Origin of the sequence: Allobosea sp., from assembly GCF_030695125.1 — a bacterium.
Classification (GTDB): Bacteria; Pseudomonadota; Alphaproteobacteria; order Rhizobiales; family Beijerinckiaceae; genus Allobosea.
In genome coordinates this window covers 40,075-59,774 of the sequence record NZ_JAUYTP010000045.1, presented here as the reverse complement: position 1 = coordinate 59,774, position 19,700 = coordinate 40,075, and the positions used below count along the sequence as shown (strand labels likewise).

Here is a 19,700-nt window from a genome sequence, read left to right as displayed (position 1 = left end):
GCCGCCATGGCCGCTCGCCTGCGCGACGAGGCCGCCCAGCCGCAGGACGCGGTCGTCACGACCGCCCCGACCAAGGAAACGCAGATCATCGCGATCTACGGCAAGGGCGGCATCGGCAAATCCTTCACGCTCGCCAATCTCAGCTACATGATGGCCCAGCAGGGCAAGAAGGTCCTGCTGATCGGCTGCGATCCGAAATCCGACACCACCTCGCTGCTGTTCGGCGGCAGGGCCTGCCCGACGATCATCGAGACCTCGTCGCGGAAGAAGGCGGCGGGCGAAGAGGTCCAGATCGGCGATGTCTGCTTCAAGCGCGACGGCGTCTACGCGATGGAGCTCGGCGGGCCGGAGGTCGGCCGCGGCTGCGGCGGGCGCGGCATCATTCATGGCTTCGAGCTGCTGGAGAAGCTCGGCTTCCACGACTGGGGCTTCGACTTCGTCCTGCTCGACTTCCTCGGCGACGTGGTCTGCGGCGGCTTCGGCCTGCCGATCGCCCGCGACATGTGCCAGAAGGTCATCGTTGTCGGCTCCAACGACCTGCAGTCGCTCTACGTCGCCAACAATGTCTGCTCGGCGGTGGAGTATTTCCGCAGGCTCGGCGGCAATGTCGGCGTCGCCGGGATGGTCATCAACAAGGATGACGGTACCGGCGAGGCGCAGGCCTTCTGCGACAAGGTCGGGATCCCGGTTCTCGCCGCCATTCCCGCCAATGACGACATCCGCAAGAAGAGCGCCAATTACGAGATCATCGGGCGGCCTGGCGATGTCTGGGCGCCGCTGTTCGAGGAGCTGGGCCTCAACGTCTCCGAGGCGCCGCCGGTGCGGCCGACGCCGCTGACGCAGGATGCGCTGCTCGGCCTGTTCTCGAGCGAAAGCACCGGCCGCGACGTCGTGCTGGTGCCCGCCACGCTCGAAGACATGTGCGGCCCCTCCGCCCTCAAGAAGACGACCCTCGAAGTCGTCTACGACCAGGTCTGAGGCGCATCATGACCGTCCATCAGCCTCTTCCCGACGCCGCCTCCGCCCCCGCGATCAACGCGGCGGCGACTGAAGGTGATGGGCTGGGCTGCCATTCCGGCAAGGAGGCGCTGCGCAGCGCGGCCACCGCGGCGGGCAACGCCGAGATGCTGGAGCGCTTCGCCAAGGACTATCCCGTCGGGCCCCACGACAAGCCGCAGAGCATGTGCCCGGCCTTCGGCTCATTGCGCGTCGGGCTGCGGATGCGGCGCACCGCGACGGTGCTGTCGGGCTCGGCCTGCTGCGTCTACGGGCTGACCTTTACCTCGCATTTCTACGGCGCGCGGCGCTCGGTCGGCTATGTGCCGTTCAATTCCGAGACGCTGGTCACGGGCAAGCTGTTCGAGGACATCCGCGAGGCGGTGTTCCAACTCGCCGACCCCGCGCTCTACGACACCATCGTCGTCACCAATCTCTGCGTGCCCTCGGCCTCGGGCGTGCCGCTGCGGCTCCTGCCCAAGGAGATCAACGGCGTCCGCATCATCGGGATCGACGTGCCGGGCTTCGGTGTGCCGACCCATGCCGAGGCCAAGGACGTGCTGGCAGGCGCCATGCTGGCTTATGCCCGCAAGGAGGCCGAGGCCGGCCCGGTCCAGGCGCCGCGCGCCGGCCGCGAGGAGCGCCCGACGGTCACCCTGCTCGGCGAGATGTTCCCGGCCGACCCCGTCGGCATCGGCATGATGCTCGAGCCCCTGGGCCTGGCGGCCGGCCCGGTCGTGCCGACGCGGGAATGGCGCGAGCTCTATGCCGCGCTCGACTGCGCCGTCGTGGCGGCGATCCACCCCTTCTACACCGCCTCCATCCGCGAGTTCGAAGCGGCGGGGCGCAGCATCGTCGGCTCCGGCCCGGTCGGCGTCGAGGGCACGGTCGCCTGGCTGTCGGCGATCGGTGAGGCTTGCGGCGTCGCCAGGCCGCTGGTCGAAGCGGCGCAGAACCGGCTGGTCCCGGCGATCCGCGGCGCGCTCTCGGCGATGCCGATCAACGGCCGGATCACGCTGTCAGGCTATGAAGGCTCGGAGCTTCTGGTGGCGCGGCTGCTCGTCGAGAGCGGCGCCGATCTGCGCTATGTCGGCACCGCCTGCCCGCGCACGCCCTGGTCGGAGCCCGACCGCGAGTGGCTGGCGGCACGCGGCGTGATGGTCAATTTCCGCGCCACGCTCGAGCAGGATCTGGCGGCGATGGCCGAATTCCAGCCCGATCTCGCGATCGGCACCACGCCGGTGGTGCAGAAGGCCAAGCAGCTCGGTATTCCCGGCCTCTACTTCACTAACCTGATCTCGGCGCGGCCGCTCTTCGGGCCCGCCGGTGCCGGTTCGCTCGCCCAGGTCGTCAACGCCGCCATCGGCAACAAGGGCCGCATGGACGCGATGAAGGCGTTCTTCGCCGGCGTCGGCGAGGGCGACACCGCCGGCACCTGGCAGGACACGCCGCAACTGCATCCCGATTTCCGCGAGAAGTTCGCCCGCCGCGCCGCCAAGGCGAAGGCGGCGGCCGAGGAGATTCCGTGATGCTGATCCAGGATCACGATCGGGCCGGCGGCTATTGGGGGGCGGTCTACGTCTTCTGCGCCATCAAGGGCCTGCAGGTCGTCATCGACGGCCCGGTCGGCTGCGAGAACCTGCCGGTGACCTCGGTGCTGCATTACACCGACGCGCTGCCGCCCCATGAGCTGCCGATCGTCGTCACCGGTCTCGGCGAAGAGGAACTCGGCCAGCACGGCACGGAAGGCGCGATGAAGCGCGCCAATGCCGTGCTCGATCCGCATCTGCCGAGCGTGGTCGTCACCGGCTCGATCGCCGAAATGATCGGCGGCGGCGTGACGCCCGAAGGCACCAACATCCAGCGTTTCCTGCCGCGCACGATCGACGAGGACCAGTGGCAATGCGCCGACCGGGCGCTGTTCTGGCTCTGGGGCGAGTACGGCGCCAAGCGCGGCATCGTGCCCAAGGCCAAGCCCCGCAAGGAGGGCGCTAAGCCCAAGGTCAACATCATCGGCCCGGCCTATGGCATGTTCAACATGCCCTCCGACCTCGCCGAGGTGCGCCGCCTGATCGAGGGCATCGGCGCCGAGGTCCACATGACCTTCCCGCTCGGCTCGCATCTCGCGCAGGTGCAGCGCCTGGCCGATGCCGAGGTCAATGTCTGCCTCTACCGCGAATATGGCCGGCTGCTCTGCGAGGCGCTGGAGCGCCCCTATCTCCAGGCGCCGATCGGGCTGCATTCGACGACCGCCTTCCTGCGCTCGCTCGGCGAGCTGCTCGGGCTCGATCCCGAGCCTTTCATCGAGCGCGAGAAGCACACCACGATCAAGCCGCTCTGGGATCTCTGGCGCTCGGTGACGCAGGATTTCTTCGGCACGGCCTCCTTCGCCATCGTCGCCAACGAGACCTATGCGCGCGGTATCCGCCACTTCCTCGAGACCGAGATGGGGCTGCCCTGCACCTTCTCGGCCTCGCGCTGCGCGGGGAAGAAATCCGACAACGACACTGTCCGCGCCTCGCTCAAGGAGAAGCCGCCGCTCGTGCTGTTCGGCTCCTTCAACGAGCGCATGTACATGGCCGAGGCCGGCGGGCGCGGAATCTACATTCCCGCCTCCTTCCCCGGCGCCGTGATCCGCCGGCACACCGGCACGCCGTTCATGGGCTATGCGGGCGCGACCTACCTGGTTCAGGAGGTCTGCAACGCGCTGTTCGACGCGCTCTTCCACATCCTGCCGCTGGGCACGCAGATGGATGCCGTCGAGGCGACGCCGTCGCGGCTGCACCGGGAGCTGCCCTGGTCGGAAGAGGCCAAGGCCCTGCTCGACGGGGTGCTCGACAAGCAGCCGGTGCTGGTGCGGATTTCCGCCGCCAAGCGCCTGCGCGACGCCGCCGAGGCGCGCGCCCGCCGGGACGGCGCCGAGCGCGTCCAGCCCGATCATCTCGACGCCATCGCCAGCCGGGAAGGAGCTCTCGCATGACGAGCCTCGCCCTGTCTCGACGCCGCGAGGGGCCTTCGGCCGCCTCGCCAACCAGAACAGCTTTCCAAGGGGAGAACACGACCATGACCATGCAGTTCACGGCGCGCCACTCGGAGCAGGACCATGTTCGCCGGGTGAAGTCCCTGGCTTCCGACCGGCGGATGTGCCGTCGGCTGACCGCCCTGTCGATGCCCTTCTTCCTCGTCTCCACCCTGGTGCAGCGGGCGGTCCGCCCCGCCGCCGGGGGGCACCGGCTTTCGATTTTCGCGCAGGCGCGCGCCAACGCGAATGCCACCATTCCCTTCATGTTCATGGGCTGACGCCCCGGGCAGCGAAGGTCACGCGCTTTCGCCCAGCTCGGGCGGGAGGAACTGCCGGGGGTCATAGCCTGGCAGCCAGCCGCACGGCTTCGTGCGGTAACGGCCGCAAGGCCAAAGGAGAAAAATCATGACAGAACGAGACACACTGTCAGGGTTGACCGAAGCAGAAGCCAAGGAATTCCATGGCTTCTTCATCACGAGCTTCATCGGCTTCACGGTCATCGCCGTGATTGCGCATTTCCTCGTCTGGTCGTGGCGCCCCTGGTTCCCCGGCCCGAATGGATATGCCTCGCTCGATGAGGGCGTGAAGACGGCCCTGACCACCGCCGTTTCGCTGATCTCGTAACCAAGGAGCGAAACCCATGTGGAAAATCTGGCTGCTGTTCGATCCGCGTCGCACGCTGATCGCTCTTTTCACCTTCCTGTTCGGGCTCGCCATCCTGATCCATTTCATCCTGCTCTCGACGAACAGGTTCAACTGGATCGAGGGCCCGCGCAAAGCCGCTGCGGCGCTGCAGATCGAGGTCCCGGCCTCGGATGTGACGATCACCCGGATCGGCTGACGACACTGGCGGACGGGGCGCGACCTTCGCGCCGCTCCCGTCCGCCGCTCGACCCGACGACGCGCACACGAAACCGTTCAGACGAGGCGCGGCCGCACTGGCCACCGCCCGTGGAGGGATGCGACCATGGCCTTGCTCAATTTCGAACGCAAATACCGCGTCAGGGGCGGCACGCTGATCGGGGGCGATCTCTTCGATTTCTGGGTCGGCCCCTTCTATGTCGGCTTCTTCGGCGTCGCGACGGCCTTCTTCGCCGCGCTCGGCACGGCGCTGATCTTCTACGGCGCGGCCCTGGGCCCGACCTGGAACCCCTGGCTGATCTCGATCAACCCGCCCGCGCCCGAATACGGGCTCGGATTTGCGCCGCTCAAAGAGGGCGGGCTCTGGCAGGTCATCACGATCTGCGCCACCGCCTCGTTCGTCTGCTGGGCGCTGCGCCAGGTCGAGATCTGCCGCAAGCTCGGCATGGGCTACCATGTCCCGGCGGCCTATGGCTTCGCGATCCTGTCCTATGTGACCCTGGTGATCTTCCGTCCGTTCCTGCTCGGCGCCTGGGCCTATGGCTTTCCCTACGGCATCTTCAGCCATCTCGAATGGGTGTCGAATGTCGGCTACCAGTATCTCCAGTTCCATTACAATCCGGCGCATATGATCGCGGTGACGTTCTTCTTCACCAGCGCGCTGGCGCTGTCGCTGCATGGCGGCCTGATCCTCTCGGCGACGAACCCGAAGAAGGGCGAGCCCGTGAAGACGCCCGAGCATGAGAACAGCTTCTTCCGCGACACGATCGGCTACTCGATCGGCACGCTCGGCATCCACCGTCTCGGCCTGTTCCTGGCGGTGTCGGCCTCGTTCTGGAGCGCGGTCTGCATCATCATCAGCGGCCCCTATTGGAGCGAGGGCTGGGCCGAATGGTGGGATCTGTCCCGCCACTTCTCGATCTGGCGCTGAGGCTGCGCGCCCCGGCGCGCGCCACCCCACGAGGCATCCGGCTTTCCAAGGATTCCGGCTTTCCAAGGATCAAGGCGATGGCAACCTATCAGAACATCTTCACCCGGGTTCAGATCCATGGCGCGCCCGACCTCGGCGTCCCGATCCCCGGCCGGGGCACGCGGCGCGGCACGGCGACCCGGGTGAACCATCTGTTCGGCATGATCGGCGACGCCCAGATCGGCCCGATCTATCTCGGCTGGACCGGGGTGACCTCGATCGTCTGCGGCATCATCGCCTTCGAGATCATCGGCCTCAACATGCTGGCCTCGGTGAACTGGGACCCGATCCGCTTCGTGCGCGAACTGTTCTGGCTGCAGCTCGCGCCGCCGCTGCCGCAGCACGGCATCAGGGTGCTGCCGCCATTGCAGGAAGGCGGCTGGTGGCTGCTCGCCGGCTTCTTCCTGACGACGTCGATCCTGCTGTGGTGGGTGCGAACCTATAACCGGGCCCGCGCGCTGGGCATGGGCACGCATGTCGCCTGGGCCTTCGCCTCCGCGATCTGGCTTTACCTCGTGCTCGGCTTCATCCGGCCGCTGCTGATGGGCAGCTGGAGCGAGGCGGTGCCCTTCGGCATCTTCCCGCATCTCGACTGGACGCAGAATTTCTCGCTGCGCTACGGCAATCTCTTCTACAACCCCTTCCACGCCCTCTCGATCGCGTTCCTCTACGGCTCGGCCCTGCTGTTTGCGATGCATGGCGCGACCATCCTGGCCGTGTCGCGCTATGGTGGCGATCGCGAGATCGAGCAGATCGTCGATCGTGGCACGGCCTCCGAGCGCGCCGCCCTGTTCTGGCGCTGGACGATGGGCTTCAACGCGACGATGGAATCGATCCATCGCTGGGCCTGGTGGTTTGCGGTGCTGTGCACGCTGACCGGCGGCATCGGGATCCTGCTGACCGGAACGGCCGTCGACAACTGGTACGAATGGGCGATCAAGCACAAATTCGCACCCGCCGATCCCAGCATGTGGCAGCAGACGCCGGTCCCGCCGCCGCGGGTCTGAGCCCAGGCCCAGAACGCCACCAGGCGACAACCGAGACAGATCCAGGGAGGCCGGAAACGGCCTCCCTCTTTCGTTGTGTCCGGGGGGGGCCGTCGCGGGCGGTGAAACCGCGCGCTGCGGCGCAGCGGCGTCTCTCGGCCGCCCCGGGCCGCCACAGGTTCAAGGGGGCGCGGACGCCGGCCGGAGACGGCCGTGCGACCGAGGGAGGTTCGGTGAACAAGGGAATGGCGCCGTCGCGCCCGACAGCGGGGCCGGCTCGGCCGGGCGGCGGCTCACAGAAAACGGCCGGGCTCCGAGAGCCCGGCCGTGATGCCGTGATGTGCGCTGTGCCGGAGCGGTGGGATCAGGCGGCGCGCGCGAGGCCGACCTGGCTCCAGATCGCAGTGAGGGCGCCGACCAGATGGGCGATGTCGGCGTCTGAATGCAGCGGCGAGGGGGTGATCCGCAGCCGCTCTGTGCCGCGCGGGACGGTCGGGTAGTTGATCGGCTGGACATAGATGTGGAAGCGCTCGAGCAGTTCGTCGCTGATGCGCTTGCACAGCACGGGGTCGCCGACCATCACCGGCACGATATGGCTGGGGTTGGGCAGATGCGGAATGCCCGCCGCATCGAGCCCCGCGCGAACCGCGGCAACACGGTTTGCATGGCCGTTGCGCTCGGTCTGGCTGGCCTTGAGATGGCGCACCGAGGCGAGCGCGCCCGCCGCCAGCGCCGGCGGCAGCGAGGTCGAGAAGATGAAGCCGGAGGCGAAGCTGCGGATGAAGTCGCAGGTCGCGGCGCTGGCGGCGATATAGCCGCCCATGATGCCGAAGCCCTTGGCCAGCGTGCCCTCGATCACGTCGAGGCGGTGGCTCAGCCCGTCGCGCTCGCTGACACCGCCGCCGCGCGGACCGTAGAGCCCGACCGCATGGACCTCGTCGATATAGGTCATGGCGCCGAACTCGTCGGCGAGATCGCAGAACGCGGCGATCGGGGCGATGTCGCCATCCATCGAGTAGACCGACTCGAAGGCGAGCAGCTTGGGCCGCCGCGGATCGATCGCCTGCAGCTTGCGGCGGAGGTCCTCGGGATCGTTATGGGCGAAGACGACCTTGTCGGCGCGCGAATGGCGGATGCCCTCGATCATCGAGGCATGGTTGAGGCCGTCGGTCACGACCACGCAGTTGGGGATGCGTGCGGCGAAGGTCGAGAGCGAGGCCCAGTTCGACATGTAGCCGGAGTTGAACAAGAGCGCCGCTTCCTTGCCGTGGAGGTCGGCGAGCTCGCGCTCGAGCAGCACATGGTAGTGGTTGGTGCCGCCGATGTTGCGGGTGCCGCCGGCGCCAGCGCCGCAGCCATCGAGCGCGGCGTGCATCGCGGCGAGCACGTCGGGATTCTGGCCCATGCCGAGATAATCGTTCGAGCACCAGACGGTGACGTCGCGCGGGCCGTCGGCCCCATGATAGGTCGCACGCGGAAACTGCCCGGCCTGCCTCTCCAGGTCGGCGAAGACGCGATAGCGACCTTCGCTGTGGAGCCCGTCGAGTTCCTTGCGGAAGAACATCTCGTAGTTCAGGGGCAAATTCATCGGCATGTTCATGGGCGGCCTCCTGAAAGCGCTATCGACCTAAGCGACGAGGGTTGACGGTTTGACGGCGCGCGCTGGCGCAAGGCCGGCAGGGGCGGGCGTCGAAAGGGCGGCCGGCCTTGCGGAGGCCGCCGTGGTCTCGAGCGGGGACCGCGCCTGCGCATGGGAGCGCAGGCCCCAGGCCCAGAGATCGGCGACCGGCAGCGGCACGACCAGGAACCAGTGTTCGATCAGGCCCAGCACGGCGAGCGTCGCCAGCAGGACGAATCCCGTCGTCAGGAAGGGATCGCCCGCGAGCGCGATCTTGTGGACGAGCCAGGCGCTGAGCAGCGTCGCGGCGGTGACCGAGAGCGGAAACAGCAGGTTCATCGGCTTCTGGCGGAAATAGGTCTTGAGATAGGCCAGATGCTCGGGGAGGAACTCGACCGTCGTGTTGGGCACGCCGAGGAAGATGTTGAGCTTGGTCGAGAGACGCATCGCAAACAGCAAGGCGAAGGTCGCCATGCCGAACGGATTGGCGCCGTCCCAGGTCAGGGCGGCGATCGCCGCCAGCGAGGCCAGCAGCGCGAGCTCGTGATGCAGGATCGCCCGCGTCGCGCTGGTGAAGCGAGCCCAGCCGCGCAAAGCGGGGTCGCAGGGCTCGCGGCTGGAGCCGGCGATATAGCCGAACAGGAAGGCCATCTCGTTCCAGCCCCAGACCAGCACGGCGCTGAGCACGGCGAGATAGGCCCCCGCCACGCTGGTGTCGCCGGCGGTGGCGTGGAGGCCCCACAACGCCGCCAGCCCGATCAGCGTGGCCGCCCCGAAACTCCAGCGGAAGGTCGCCCGCGGCAGGCCGTCGAGATACAAGATCGCACCGGTGGAGAACCACCAGGTCAGCAATGTCGCGACGATCGGCAGGCCGTAGGTGACCAAGATCACGCCTCCTCAATAGGCCGGCTGAAGCCGGCTGGTCGCGGGGAGCTCGTTCTTGATCGTCGGCATCAGATAGAGCCGCAGCAGGGTTGCCCCGACCTGCGCCTGATAGGCGCGCATCCGCATCCGCGCGGCGAAACCCTCCTGCTCGGAGGCTTCCGCGATCTTGCCCGCCAGGATCCGGACCCGCTCCAGGCCGGCCCGGAACTTGGGATTGTCCGTGTCGAGCATCAGCGGGAAGCACTGGCGCGAGATCTCGGAGGTGGTGCGGAAGACGGTGAAATCATACTCCGTCGGGTCGATGTCCAGCGCCTTGTGGAATTCCGGCCGGACATGGTCGCGCACATACATCGTCGCGTAGACGGCCAGGAGGAAGAACCGCACCCAGAGCTTGTTGGGGCCGGTCAAAAGATGCGGATTGGCCCGCATCAGCAGCGAGAAGGCCTCGCCATGGCGGAACTCGTCGTTGCACCACTCCTTGAACCACTTGAAGATCGGGTGGAAGCACTTGTCCGGGTGCTTCTCGAGATGCCGGAAGATGGTGATGTAGCGCGCATAGCCGATCTTCTCGGAAAGATAGGTCGCGTAGAAGATGAATTTCGGCTTGAAGAAGGTGTATTTCTTGGCCTTGGTCAGGAAGCCGAGATCGACGCCGATGCTGAACTCCTTCAGCGCGTCATTGATGAAGCCGGCATGGCGGGCCTCGTCGCGGCTCATATACTTGAAGAGCTCGCAGATGTCGGGGTTGGTGCCGCGCTTGCGCATCTCGGCATAGAGGACGCAGCCGGAAAACTCGGCCGTCAGGGAAGACACCAGGAAGTCGATGAACTCCTTGCGCAGCGGCTCCGGGATGCGCTCCAGCTCGAGCTTCCAGTCGGCGTTGCGGGTGAAATGGCCCTTGTTCGGGTCGCTCTTCATCTCGGCGATCAGCACATCCCATTCCGCCCGGACGGGGGTGACGTCGATCTTGTCGAGCTCCTCGAAATCGGTGGTGTAGAAGCGCGGCGTCAGCATGGTGTCCTGCTGGGCCATGCGGGTGGCTTCGTTGGGGGCCTGGCGCATCGCGCCGGCTGACAAGGTCGCGGCCGTCATAGCTTGGTCCTTTCCGAGAAGCTGAACTCCAGCAGCTCCATGAATTCCGCGCGGCCCGAGATCTTGGTCCAGATCTGCTCCAGCCAGCCGGCGCGCTTGACGGTCGCGACGCGGCGGAAGGTCTGGACCTCGCCATAGGGGACCTTGATCGGCTCGCCATGCACGACGACCTCGTCGCCGGGACGGATCTTGATGTCGCCGTCGAGAGTCACGTGAGCATGCAGGCTGTCGAAGGTGTGCGAGACCTCGATTGTGCAGGGGACGTCGAACTGTCTGGGTTCGGCCATGGTGCTGTCCGTCAACGAGAGATCGGTCATGGACGGGTCTCCCGGGCCGGCAGGAAGCGGGCGAAGGTCGCTGCGTTCCCGGCCCCGAAGGCGTCCAGTTCGATCCTGCCTCCGGTCGAGGGATCGCTCAAGCTCAAGCGGCCATTTTCCCGCCGCTCCAGAAGGAAGGGCAGCTCATGCGGCAGGCCGGCCTGTTTGCGCTGCCGCGCCAGGCTGCGCATCGTGCCGCGAATGAAGCCGTCGGCGCTGACGGGAATGGTATCGAGCACCCGGCCGACACCGTCGCGAACCACGACCGACCCATCGGCGCGATCCTCGAAGCGCAGAGCGACATGCGCGACAGTCCGGCTCTCGGGAACGCCGGTGACGCCGATGCCGGTCTGGCGCGCCAGGCCGGCGATCGCGATCGTGGAGACGACGAGCATGGCCATGCCGAGCAGGGCCCAGCGCGGAGGCGAGAGGCTCGTCGATTCCGGAGGGGGCAGGGCTGTGTCGCTCATGGTCGTGATCTCCTCAGCCAGCCGCCGCCATGCCTTGCGGCAGGCGCTGGTCGTTCGCTGCGATCGCAGCCGGCTGGCGCATCGGAACGGCGCTGCCGACATGGGCTGCCAAAGCGCGCGCCAGGATATCGGCGACGCGGGCGGCCTCGGGCACATCCCGCAGCATCGGCGCCGGCCGGCTCAGGCGCCAGGGTCGCACATGCGGCCAGACCACGATGTAGGAGACGCGCTCGCCCGCGACGATGCCGACCGGGATGTCTCCCGTGCCACCGCGGCGCAGGCGCAGGCCGGCCTCGCCGATGACGGAAAAGGGCAGGTTGATCGTCATCGGCAAGGCGATGCCGAAGCGCATCACCAGCCGCCGGCTGGTGATGGTGTAGACGGTGCCGCGGGCCGAGAGCCAGGCCAGGGTGCCAAGCACGGCGCTCGCGACGCAGCCCGCCATGCCGATCCAGAGCATCGGCAGGAGCGAGGCGACAACGGGCGTGCCCTGCATCAGCGCCAGCACCGGCTGGGCTGCGACCAAGGCGGCGAAGTAGAAGCCGACCTCGCGCAGATGAAAGGCGCGCCAGGCCAGGCCGCGCCAGTCCGGGGCGCCCTGCCAGAGCACGGTCTCGCCCTCGGGTGGCAGGGCCGGCAGGCCGGGGATCGGCTCGAAAGCGAAATCGTCGTGGCTCATATCAGGGGCTCCGCGCGCTGTGGCGTCGCGTAGAGCGTCCCGGCGCCGTAATAGGCGCAGATCTTCTCTTCCTCGAGCCGGGTGACGGAATCGGGTTTGCGGGTGGCGGGGACGTCGGCGAACTGCCTGGCCAGTAGCGCCTCGACCTTGATGCGGCCGACGCCGGGTCTGGCTCCGCGCGTGATGTCGGAGAAGGTGACCGGCAGCAGCACGCTGCGGCCGCCGGGCAGGGCGACCTCGAAATAGCGGATCAGCGCCTCCGAGCGATCGACCCAGAGATCGACGACCTTGCCCGCGACCTTCATGTCGGCGCCGATGACGTCGTAGCCGCGCGGGTCCTCCTTGGCGGAGCAGGCGTAGCCCGTGGCGACACGCACGGGGAGGATCTTGACGTGATTGTCGTAGGTCATCTCCGGGACGTCGGCACGCTCGGCCCAGGAGCCGGGGCCGACCGAGTCGAGCATCGGGTTGGCGCCGGTGGGCGCCAGCGGTGCGCCGGGGAACTTCGCCGTGGGCTGCGCTGCGAGCAGACGGCTGTCGCGCTGGCCGTTGGGCGCCTGGACGCTGGTGCCGTTGGAGAGCCTGAAGGTCTTGGGCGCCGGGTAGAAGACCAGGCTCGGCGCCAGCATCTTGCCGGGATGCGTGTCGGATTCGAGCGGGTAACCCTCGCGTCGATCCTCGCGGCGCAGGTAGACGACCAGCCCGGCGAAAAACAGCCAGAACAGCCAGATCGCGACCTGGGCCACGTCGATATATCCCATGATCTCACCCATCAGAGAGCCCTCCTTGCAAGGCTGTCGGCCTGAAACGTTGTCAGCCTGGAAATTCCGCGAGGCCAAAACGGGTTGACGGAACGCTGCGGGCCGCGCCGGCGCTGCGCACCAGCGGGCCGATCGCGATGAGCGTGGCGAAAAGCAAAGCAACTTCAATGTGATAGACGGTGTTATAGGCCGCCGATGCGTCGGAGAAGCCGGACCCGAGCGCCCCGGTCGCGATCAGCGCCTCGACGCCGTCCTTGACGCCGCCGCCGAGCGCGATCGCGATGCCGGCCGCGCTGGCCTGCACCGCGCCCCAGATGCCGACCGCGAGTCCGTTGTGGACGCCCTCTTCGAGCTCCATCGCGATGGTGAGCGTGCTGACCGCAAACAATCCGCCGCCGAAGCCGATCAGGGCCGTGCCTAAGCGGAACAGCGCGGGGGCGTCGATCGCGCCGGCGAAGATCACGCAGGGGAATGCGACGAGTCCCGAGACGAGGCCGAGACCGGCAAGGCGATAGGGATCGACTCCAGCCGCCAGCATCCGGGCGGCGAGCGCGAAGGCCGCCAGCGACCCCGCCGCGAGCAGCGCGGTCAGGATTGTTGTGCCGCTGACGCTAAGCTTCAGCACCTGTGCGCCATAGGGCTCGAGGATGATGTCCTGCATGTTGAAGGCGGCCGTGCCAAGCGCGACCGCGACCAGGAAACGTGCGGCACGCGGCCGGGCGATGAACTGGCGAAACATCGTGCGGAAGGCCGGGCGCTCGAGATGGGCGGCGGTGCGGGCGGGGTTGCGGACCTCCTGCTTCCACAAGGCCACGACATTGAGCGCCATGGTGACGACGGCGGCGCCCTGGACGACCTGAATCAGCCGCAGCGGCGTGAAATCGGCGAGCAGCCAGGCGAAGACGAGCCCGCTTGCGACCATGCCGACCAGCAGGGTGACATAGAGCAGCGCGACGACGCGGGCCCGGGTCGCGGGCGTGGCGAGGTCGGTGGCGAGCGCCAACCCCGCGGTCTGCGTGGTGTGGAGCCCGGCGCCGACGAGCAGGAAGGCGAGCGCCGCGCCGATCTGGCCATAGAGGACGGGGCCGACCCCGTCTCCGGACAGGACCAGGAGCGCGAAGGGCATGATCGCCAGCCCGCCGAACTGGAGCAGCGAGCCGAACCAGATATAGGGCACGCGTCGCCAGCCCAGCACCGAGCGGTGGGTGTCGGATTTGTAGCCGATCAGCGCGCGCAAGGGCGCAAACAGGAAGGGCAGGCAGACCATCGTCGCGACGAGCGCGGCGGGTACGTTGAGCTCGACGATCATGACCCGGTTCAGCGTGCCCACCAGCAGAACGGTGGCCATGCCGACCGCAATCTGGAAGAGCGAGAGCCGCAGGATGCGTCCGAGCGGCAGTTCCGGTGAGGCGGCATCGGCAAAGGGCAGCCAGCGCGGACCGATCCGCGTCAAACCCTTCACCAAGGCCGCCGAAACCGGGTTCATCTGGCGACAAGCTCCAGGGCCTGGGACTTGTAGAAGGCGCTCGAAATCCGTTGCGTGCGGCCGGCGCGCCAGGAGGCAAGGGCGCCGTCGCCGTCGATCTGGCGGCCGAGCTTGCGCTCGCTGACGGGTTCGATCGCCGGTGCCCGGTTCGAGCGCGGGAAGGCGAGGCCGACCCAGTGCATCAGGGTCAGCGCCGGGGTGCGCGGCGCATGGGTGATCAGCATGGAGCCGCTGGTGCGCGCGGCGAACTGGGCGAGCACGCGGACGATGTCGGCGGTCTTGTAATGGATCAGCGAATCCATCGCCACGACATGGTCGAAGCGGCCGAGCGCCGGATCGAGCATGTCGCCGGAGCGGAAGGTGATCGAGCCGCCGCGCAGGTCGCGCGGGCTGCGGTCCTGAGCGAGCGCGACCAGCGTCGGAGACAGGTCGATGGCGGTGACATGGGCGCCGCGCAGCGCGCATTCGACCGCGAGCGCGCCGGTGCCGCAGCCGGCATCGAGAATGCGGGCGCCGCGGATGTCGTCGGGCAGCCAGCCCAGCAGCGTGCCGCGCATCGCGTCGCGGCCGGCGCGCACGGTGGCGCGGATGCCGCTGACCGGCGCATCCGTCGTCAGCTTGGCCCAGGCCTCGACAGCGGTGCGGTCGAAATAGGTCTTCAGCTCGCTGCGGCGCCGGACATAGGTCGCGTCGGTCATCATTCGTACCCCAGGAAGTCGAAGATCTCGCGATCCTTCATCGGCCGGGCCTCGAGCGCCGGGCCGCCGGCCCACATCTGCTCGGCGAGGTTCATGTATTCGCGCTGGACGGCGAGCACCTCGGGCGCGTCGCCCATCTCGAACAGCGTCGCCTTCTTCAGCCGCGAGCGGCGGATGGCGTCGAGATCGGGGAAATGGGCGAGGCGCTTCAGGCCGGTGGCGGCGTTGAAGCGGTCGATCTCGTCGGTGCCGGCGGAGCGATTGGCGATGACGCCACCGACGCGGACCTCGTAGTTCTTCGACTTCGCCTTGATGGCGGCGACGATGCGGTTCATCGCGAAGATCGAGTCAAAGTCGTTGGCGGTGACGATGACCGCGCGCTCGGCATGCTGCAGGGGCGCCGCGAAACCGCCGCAGACGACGTCGCCGAGCACGTCGAAGATCACCACGTCGGTGTCCTCGAGCAGGTGGTGCTCCTTGAGCAGCTTGACGGTCTGGCCGACGACATAGCCGCCGCAGCCGGTGCCGGCCGGCGGCCCGCCGGCCTCGATGCACATGACGCCGTTATAGCCCTCGAAGCAGAAATCCTCGACGCGCAGCTCTTCCGAATGGAAGTTCACAGTCTCCAGCACGTCGATGACCGTCGGCATCAGCTTCTTGGTCAGGGTGAAGGTGGAGTCATGCTTGGGGTCGCAGCCGATCTGCAGGACGCGCTTGCCCATCCGCGAAAAGGCGACCGAGAGGTTCGACGAGGTCGTCGACTTTCCGATGCCGCCCTTGCCGTAGACGGCGAAGACCTTGGCGGTCTCGCAGCCCATCAACTGGTCCATCTGGACCTGCACCGAGCCCTCGCCATCCTCGCCCGGGGGCGGGGGTGTCTTGGCGCGATAATCGGCCTTGAGGCCGGGATGCTGGAACAGGACGGTCATGCCATGGCCTCGCTGCCGCATTCGACGCGGCGGTCGCGGCGGCGCCGGCTTCCGGCGCGGCGGGGTGTCGGGCCGGCGGCGTCGGTGTCCGCCCGGCCGTCGCCGGCGGATTCGGAGCCATCGCCCATCAGGGCGCGGCGGCGGTCGAGCATGACCATCGCCAGCATGGTGGGGACGAAATCAGCGGCCGAAATGGGCTTTGGCATCGTAAAGTGTCTCCACCGTGATCGGGCTGATCCCGCGTTCGCCTGCGAATTTCTCGGTGTTCCGCCGAGCCTTGCCGCGCACGAAGAACGGGATCTTCTTGAGTTCCAGCTCGGCCTCGGCGGCCCAGCTGAGGACGATCGGCTTGTCGACAAGTTCGCCGTCATTCCGGGGCGGCCCGTCGGGGTCGAACCCGGACTCCACGACGGGGTGAGCCCTGTCGTCTGGCCGGCCATCCGCGTTGAGCCCGGTCGTGGGTTCCGGGTTCGGCGCTTCGGGCCGTCCCGGAATGACAGGCTTGGCGCCATGCCCGAGATGCGAGGAGCCGGCGCCGTCGTTGAACTCGAAATCGTCGCGGAACATGCCGAGCAGATGCTCTTCCAGCCCCATCATCAGCGGATGGACCCAGGTATCGAAAATGACGTTGGCGCCCTCGAAGCCCATCTGCGGCGAGTAGCGCGCCGGGAAATCCTGGACATGGACCGGGGCCGAGATCACCGCGCAGGGGATGCCGAGGCGCTTGGCGATGTGGCGTTCCATCTGGGTGCCGAGCACGAGCTCGGGCTGGAGCTCGGCGCAGGCCGCCTCGACCTCGAGATAATCGTCGGTGATCAGGGCCTCGAGCCCAAGCCGGGTGGCGGCCTCGCGGACGTCGCGGGCGCGCTCGCGGGAATAGGTGCCGAGCCCCACGACCTTGAAGCCGAGCTCCTCGCTGGCGATGCGGGCGGCGGCGATGGCGTGCGTCGCGTCGCCGAAGATAAAGGCGCGCTTGGCCGTCAGATAGGTCGAGTCGACCGAGCGCGAATACCAGGGCAGTCGCGAGGTCTCGTCGGCCAGCACCGCCGTGGCATCGACACCGGCGAGGCGGGCCACCTCGGTGATGAAGTCGCGGGTCGCACCGACGCCGATCGGCACGGTGGCGATGGTCGGCTGGCCGAAGGCGCGCTTCAGCCATTGCGCCGCGAGTCCGGCGATCTCGGGATAGAGCACGACGTTGAAATCGGCCTGGCCGAGCCGGGCGATGTCGGCGGCGCTGGCCTGCCAGGGCGCGACGACGTTCACTTCGACGCCAAGCCGCGCTAGCAGCTCTTTGACGGCGCGGACATCGTCGCGGTGGCGGAAGCCGAGCGCGGTGGCGCCGAGGATGTTGCAGCGGGCCGGCTCGCCGGGCTTGCGTGCGGGGCGGGCGGTCCCCGGCGTCGGCATGTGAGGGCCGGCCAGGCTTCGCACCAGCTGGTAGAAGGTCTCGGCCGCGCCCCAGTTCTCCTTGCGCTGATAGGAGGGCAGTTCAAGCGGGATCACCGGGATCGGCAGCCCGAGCGCACGCGCCAGCCCGGCCGGATCGTCCTGGATCAGCTCGCCGGTGCAGGAGGCGCCGACCAGCATGGCAGCCGGCTTGAAGCGCTCATAGGCGTCATGGGCGGCGCGCTGGAACAGATCGGCGGTGTCGCCGCCGAGATCGCGGGCCTGGAAGGTGGTGTAGGTCACCGGCGGGCGCTTGCCGCGCCGCTCGATCATGGTGAAAAGCAGGTCGGCATAGGTGTCGCCCTGGGGGGCATGCAGCACGTAATGCACGTCGGTCATCGCGGTGGCGATCCGCATCGCGCCGATATGGGGAGGGCCTTCATAGGTCCAGACGGTGAGGTGCATCGCTACACCTCCAGCAGGGCGCGGCGATTCAGCGGCCGTGCGAACAGCTCGGCAAGGTCGCCGGCCTGTTCGAAGCCCTGGATCGGGGTGAAGACGAGCTCGATCGCCCATTTCGTGGTCAGGCCGCGCTCTTCCAGCGGATTGGCGAGGCCGAGCCCGCAGACGGTGATGTCGGGCGCTGCGGCCAGGCAGCGGTCGAGCTGGCGGTCGACGTCCTGGCCCTCGCTAAGCTGGACGCCGGCCGGCAGCAGCGCGAGATCGGCTGCGAGATGGTCCTTGTGCAGATAGGGCGTGCCGACCTCGACCAGCTCCATCTCGAGTTCGCGGGCGAGGAAGCGCGCGATCGGGATCTCGAGCTGGCTGTCGGGGAAGAAGAAGATGCGCCGGCCGCGCAGCGTCGCGCGCGAATGCTGCAGCGCCTTGTGGGCCCGCTCGCGCGGGGCGGAGATGGCCGCCTCGAAGACGTCGTCCGCAACGCCGAAGGCGTCGGCCGCGGCCCGCAGCCAGGCGGCGGTGCCTTCGGCGCCGAGCGGGAAGGGGGCGGCGAGCCGTGTCGCGCCGCGGTTTTCGAGCGCACGGGCCGTCTCGCCGAGGAAGGGCTGGACCAGGAGGTAGCGCGTCTGCGGCCCGACCGCCGGCATGTCGGCGGCGCGACGGGCGGGCAGGAAGGCGACACGGGTGATGCCCATCGCGGCCAGGAGCCGCCGGAACTGGTCCTCGACCGCATCCGCCAGCACGCCGACGATCAGCAGCGAGGCCTCCGCATCGACGGGCTGTGCCGGCAGGGTCGGGACGAGCGCGGTCAGGCAGGCGTCTTCGCCCTGGGTGAAGGTCGTCTCGATGCCGCTGCCGGAGTAGTTGAGGACCCGGACCTGCGGTGCGAAGCGCTGGCCGAGCCGCAGCGCGGCGCGCGACAGGTCGAGCTTGATCACCTCGGAGGGGCAGGAGCCGACGAGGAAGAGCATCCGGATCTCGGGCCGCCGGGCCAGCAGGCGCTCGACGACGGCGTCGAGCTCGGCATTGGCGTCGGCGAGGCCCGCGAGATCCTTCTCCTCGATGATCGCCGTGGCGAAGCGCGGCTCGGCGAAGATCATGACGCCCGCGGCCGACTGCATCAGATGGGCGCAGGTGCGCGAGCCGACGATCAGGAAGAAGGCGTCCTGGATCTTGCGGTGCAGCCACATGATGCCGGTCAGGCCGCAGAAGACCTCGCGCTGGCCGCGCTCGCGCAGGACCGGAGGCGCGCTGCAGCCCGATGCGGGAACCGGCGTGGCAAGCAGGGGCGCGTTCATGAGGCCAGCTCCAGCCGGTCGTCGAGCGTGCCGGGGGCTGCCGCCGCCTGCAGGCGGGCCGCGCGCAGCTTCAGCAGGAACTGGGCGGCGTTGACGACATAGGTGGCGTAGGCGGCGAGCGCGATCAGCATCTGCTCGGTCGGCGTCAGCCAGCCGGTGACGATGGCGACGAGATAGGCCGTGTGCAGGCCGATCACGATGAAGCTGACCGCGTCTTCCCAGAAGAAGGCGGGGGCGAAGAGGTAGACGCCGTAGACGTCGCGCTCCCACAGGGCGCCGGTGACCATGATGGTGTAGAGCACCAGGGTCTTGGCGATGATCGACAGATTGGCCGCGTCATACCCTTCGCCCGTGGCGAGGTAGCGCAGGACGAGGCCGAGGCTGACCAGGAAAACCACGAACTGCAGCGGGGCGAGGACGCCCTGAACCAGCGTCCACGGCGAAGCGTCGCGACGCATGCGCTGCTCGGGCGTATAGAGCGGCTTGGCGCTGGCTTGCCTCGCTGGCGATGGCATCGGACGTCTCCGGTCCGTCGCGCCGCTGGCGGAAAGCCATGGCGCCGAGGCCCGAAGATTGGCGCGACAGGTTTCGAGTGTCAACTAGACGTGACACTATTTATTTCAGTTATGTCATTTGATCTGGACATGTCGTGGCCGCGCCGCTAGCGTGGAAGTCGCCGGATCGTGAGTGGCGTTTGCGGCCACGCTCGCCCTATCGTCCGCGCCGGTTTCGCGGCGACGAAACGCGCCAGGATTCACTGGCCCTTTTGTTATGGTCAGGCCTC

22 protein-coding genes are annotated in these 19,700 nt (G+C 68.0%); 8 read left to right on the top strand and 14 right to left on the bottom strand.

Going from position 1 to position 19,700, the window contains the following annotated elements:
* Nucleotides 1-6: 6 nt before the first annotated feature.
* From Q8S38_RS16395 to pufM, 8 genes are all read left to right on the top strand, one after another.
* A complete protein-coding gene (locus tag Q8S38_RS16395) occupies nt 7-978 on the top strand; it encodes a chlorophyllide a reductase iron protein subunit X (protein ID WP_305681559.1) in 972 nt (323 codons plus the stop codon).
* Nucleotides 979-986: 8 nt separating this feature from the next.
* A complete protein-coding gene (gene bchY, locus Q8S38_RS16390; RefSeq protein ID WP_305681447.1) occupies nt 987-2,525 on the top strand; it encodes a chlorophyllide a reductase subunit Y in 1,539 nt (512 codons plus the stop codon).
* A complete protein-coding gene (bchZ, locus tag Q8S38_RS16385) occupies nt 2,525-3,976 on the top strand; it encodes a chlorophyllide a reductase subunit Z (RefSeq protein ID WP_305681446.1) in 1,452 nt (483 codons plus the stop codon). The genes bchY and bchZ overlap by 1 nt, the downstream gene beginning before the upstream one ends.
* Nucleotides 3,973-4,296: a hypothetical protein gene (locus Q8S38_RS16380; protein ID WP_305681445.1), complete on the top strand. Its 324-nt coding sequence runs from the start codon at nt 3,973-3,975 to the stop codon at nt 4,294-4,296. Before bchZ ends, Q8S38_RS16380 begins: the two co-directional genes overlap by 4 nt.
* A 127-nt stretch (nt 4,297-4,423) precedes the next feature.
* Entirely contained in the window at nt 4,424-4,642 is a 219-nt protein-coding gene (gene pufB, locus Q8S38_RS16375; RefSeq protein ID WP_305681444.1) for a light-harvesting antenna LH1, beta subunit, read from the top strand.
* A 16-nt stretch (nt 4,643-4,658) separates the two neighbouring features.
* Nucleotides 4,659-4,859, top strand: coding sequence for a light-harvesting antenna LH1, alpha subunit (pufA, locus tag Q8S38_RS16370; RefSeq protein ID WP_305681443.1), 201 nt, complete (start codon nt 4,659-4,661; stop codon nt 4,857-4,859).
* 126 nt (nt 4,860-4,985) lie between these two features.
* The gene (pufL, locus tag Q8S38_RS16365; RefSeq protein ID WP_305681442.1) at nt 4,986-5,810 is read left to right on the top strand and encodes a photosynthetic reaction center subunit L; all 825 of its coding nucleotides are present in this window, start codon (nt 4,986-4,988) and stop codon (nt 5,808-5,810) included.
* 77 nt (nt 5,811-5,887) lie between these two features.
* Nucleotides 5,888-6,856 (top strand): photosynthetic reaction center subunit M, encoded by a 969-nt coding sequence (gene pufM / locus Q8S38_RS16360; RefSeq protein WP_305681441.1) that lies wholly within the window; start codon nt 5,888-5,890, stop codon nt 6,854-6,856.
* 343 nt (nt 6,857-7,199) lie between these two features.
* On the opposite strand, the gene hemA is transcribed toward pufM, so the two are convergent.
* The 14 genes from hemA to bchF form a co-directional block, all read right to left on the bottom strand.
* Nucleotides 7,200-8,411, bottom strand: a complete 1,212-nt coding sequence (hemA, locus tag Q8S38_RS16355; RefSeq protein WP_305681558.1) for a 5-aminolevulinate synthase — start codon at nt 8,409-8,411, stop codon at nt 7,200-7,202.
* Nucleotides 8,412-8,462: 51 nt separating this feature from the next.
* Nucleotides 8,463-9,338 carry a putative photosynthetic complex assembly protein PuhE gene (gene puhE, locus Q8S38_RS16350; RefSeq protein ID WP_305681440.1) on the bottom strand — a complete coding sequence of 292 codons (876 nt, stop codon included), beginning with the start codon at nt 9,336-9,338 and terminating at the stop codon, nt 8,463-8,465.
* A gap of 12 nt (nt 9,339-9,350) precedes the next feature.
* Complete coding sequence (gene acsF / locus Q8S38_RS16345; RefSeq protein ID WP_305681439.1) at nt 9,351-10,430, bottom strand: magnesium-protoporphyrin IX monomethyl ester (oxidative) cyclase; 1,080 nt, start codon at nt 10,428-10,430, stop codon at nt 9,351-9,353.
* Nucleotides 10,427-10,717: a hypothetical protein gene (locus tag Q8S38_RS16340; RefSeq protein WP_305681438.1), complete on the bottom strand. Its 291-nt coding sequence runs from the start codon at nt 10,715-10,717 to the stop codon at nt 10,427-10,429. Before Q8S38_RS16340 ends, acsF begins: the two co-directional genes overlap by 4 nt.
* A gap of 26 nt (nt 10,718-10,743) precedes the next feature.
* On the bottom strand, nt 10,744-11,217 hold the full coding sequence (gene puhC / locus Q8S38_RS16335) for a photosynthetic complex assembly protein PuhC (protein ID WP_305681437.1): 474 nt from the start codon (nt 11,215-11,217) through the stop codon (nt 10,744-10,746).
* A 13-nt stretch (nt 11,218-11,230) separates the two neighbouring features.
* Nucleotides 11,231-11,896, bottom strand: coding sequence for a photosynthetic complex putative assembly protein PuhB (gene puhB / locus Q8S38_RS16330; RefSeq protein ID WP_305681436.1), 666 nt, complete (start codon nt 11,894-11,896; stop codon nt 11,231-11,233).
* The gene (puhA, locus tag Q8S38_RS16325) at nt 11,893-12,669 is read right to left on the bottom strand and encodes a photosynthetic reaction center subunit H (RefSeq protein WP_305681435.1); all 777 of its coding nucleotides are present in this window, start codon (nt 12,667-12,669) and stop codon (nt 11,893-11,895) included. The genes puhB and puhA overlap by 4 nt, the downstream gene beginning before the upstream one ends.
* Before the next feature lie 40 nt (nt 12,670-12,709).
* A complete protein-coding gene (locus tag Q8S38_RS16320) occupies nt 12,710-14,143 on the bottom strand; it encodes a BCD family MFS transporter (protein WP_305681434.1) in 1,434 nt (477 codons plus the stop codon).
* Nucleotides 14,140-14,841, bottom strand: a complete 702-nt coding sequence (bchM, locus tag Q8S38_RS16315) for a magnesium protoporphyrin IX methyltransferase (RefSeq protein WP_305681433.1) — start codon at nt 14,839-14,841, stop codon at nt 14,140-14,142. The genes Q8S38_RS16320 and bchM overlap by 4 nt, the downstream gene beginning before the upstream one ends.
* Complete coding sequence (bchL, locus tag Q8S38_RS16310) at nt 14,841-15,671, bottom strand: ferredoxin:protochlorophyllide reductase (ATP-dependent) iron-sulfur ATP-binding protein (RefSeq protein ID WP_305681557.1); 831 nt, start codon at nt 15,669-15,671, stop codon at nt 14,841-14,843. Before bchL ends, bchM begins: the two co-directional genes overlap by 1 nt.
* A 95-nt stretch (nt 15,672-15,766) precedes the next feature.
* Nucleotides 15,767-15,976 carry a hypothetical protein gene (locus tag Q8S38_RS16305; RefSeq protein WP_305681432.1) on the bottom strand — a complete coding sequence of 70 codons (210 nt, stop codon included), beginning with the start codon at nt 15,974-15,976 and terminating at the stop codon, nt 15,767-15,769.
* Nucleotides 15,951-17,624, bottom strand: coding sequence for a ferredoxin:protochlorophyllide reductase (ATP-dependent) subunit B (gene bchB / locus Q8S38_RS16300; protein ID WP_305681431.1), 1,674 nt, complete (start codon nt 17,622-17,624; stop codon nt 15,951-15,953). The genes Q8S38_RS16305 and bchB overlap by 26 nt, the downstream gene beginning before the upstream one ends.
* A gap of 2 nt (nt 17,625-17,626) precedes the next feature.
* Complete coding sequence (locus Q8S38_RS16295; protein ID WP_305681430.1) at nt 17,627-18,916, bottom strand: ferredoxin:protochlorophyllide reductase (ATP-dependent) subunit N; 1,290 nt, start codon at nt 18,914-18,916, stop codon at nt 17,627-17,629.
* A complete protein-coding gene (bchF, locus tag Q8S38_RS16290; RefSeq protein WP_305681429.1) occupies nt 18,913-19,431 on the bottom strand; it encodes a 2-vinyl bacteriochlorophyllide hydratase in 519 nt (172 codons plus the stop codon). The genes Q8S38_RS16295 and bchF overlap by 4 nt, the downstream gene beginning before the upstream one ends.
* Nucleotides 19,432-19,700: the final 269 nt, after the last annotated feature.